1 protein-coding gene is annotated in these 1,518 nt (G+C 57.2%); it reads left to right on the top strand.

The window, feature by feature from the left end; genetic code table 11:
* Positions 1-275 precede the first annotated feature (275 nt).
* Positions 276-1,466, top strand: coding sequence for a metallophosphoesterase (locus tag ACO5Z0_RS11075; protein ID WP_485650352.1), 1,191 nt, complete (start codon positions 276-278; stop codon positions 1,464-1,466).
* Positions 1,467-1,518: the final 52 nt, after the last annotated feature.

Raw genomic sequence — 1,518 nt, 5'->3', positions numbered from 1 at the left:
TTATAAAAGGAAACGCGGATTCATTCAAGAGAAAGCCGTATATGAGTCAAGGAAACACGGATAAATTCAGCCGCCCATCTTCACACATCTGCACTGTCCTCTCGTCGTCGACAAATCCTCGACGTAGCACCGCTGCGCCTGCGGTTTGTCTCCGCGATAGGAACAGCGCATCTGTGCAAATCTGGACGACTTCATTTTATCAGCGTTTCCTATGTTTCTCCGTCCGTCTGTGCTATAATATCTGCGATACATTGTTTAACTCATGGAGGTGCAGGTTGGTCTCTTTTCTCATCCTTTTAGTCATCGTTCTTGCGGTGTTCACGCTGGCGGCGCTTTGGGCGCTGCGCTATCTTTTGACGGGACGGGCGCTTTTCATCTGCCGTATGCTGGTCGGCGTCGTGTTCTTCGCCGCGGCGGCATCCTTCTTCGCGCGGCGCAATCCGCTCGCAGCGCTTCTTTCGGACAGCGCGACGATTTCTTTGGCTTCCGTATTCTTTCTGGCGCTGATGTTCATGTTTCTCTTTGTAGCTGCCGCCGTCGTCTTTCGTGCCGTTTACCGCAGAACTCTCGCTGTGCCCGAGGATGCGGGGCGGCGCAGGGTCTTGAAGGCGGCGGGCGCGTATCCTGCGGCGGCGCTCGGTGTGGCGCTCTACGGCAATCTCTATGAGAGGAATGCGACGGTCGTGCGCCGCTACGACATCTCCGTTGATGCGCCGACGTTTGCAGGCTATACGGTCGCCCAGCTCAGCGATGTGCATCTCGGCATGTTTTTCTCGCTGGCGCGGTTGGAGCGCCTTTTGCAGCAGGTCGCCGACGCTGCTCCCGACGCGCTCTTGTTGACGGGCGATATTTTCGACCATCCGGAATGGACGGTGGAAGCCGTGCGGCTGATCGACGGCTTTGCCGATGCTTTTCCTGACGGGATATGGTACTGTCACGGCAACCACGAGCATATGCGCGGCATCACGCTTGTAGAAGAAGCGTTGGCGACGTCGAAGATTCACTTTTTGAAAAACGAAGCGCAGTGTGTGCGGCGGGGGGATGTGCCGCTCTACTTCGCAGGCGTCGATTACCCGATGTCGGAGTATAAGAAGAGGCTTGATGCCGAGGCGTTCCAGCGGGAGAAGGCGATGTATGCGAAAGCGGCGCTCGAAGCGATTCCGGCAGATGCCGTGACGGTGCTGCTCGCGCACCATCCCGAGTTCATCGACGATGGCGCCGAGTACGGCGTGCGGCTCGTACTCACAGGGCACACGCACGGCTCGCAGTTCGGCGTCTTTGGGATGCCGCTTTTTCCTGTATTCAAGTACACGCGCGGCATCGTCGAGAAGAAAAAGACGACGGGCTATGTCCACTCGGGCAACGGCAGTTGGTTTCCGTATCGCCTCGGCTGCCCGCCGGAGATTGCTTTTTTTACCATGAAACCCCAAGAGGTCAAGCCCGAAGGGCGCAGACCGATTGGCTAGGTTTCTGTAAGGGCGGCGCACAATGTCCACAAAGTGGACGTTTGTGCGTGTA

Source organism: Selenomonas sp., assembly GCF_057272215.1.
The sequence above is the reverse complement of the archived record's forward strand: the minus strand, read 5'-3'. Positions and strand labels throughout refer to the sequence as shown.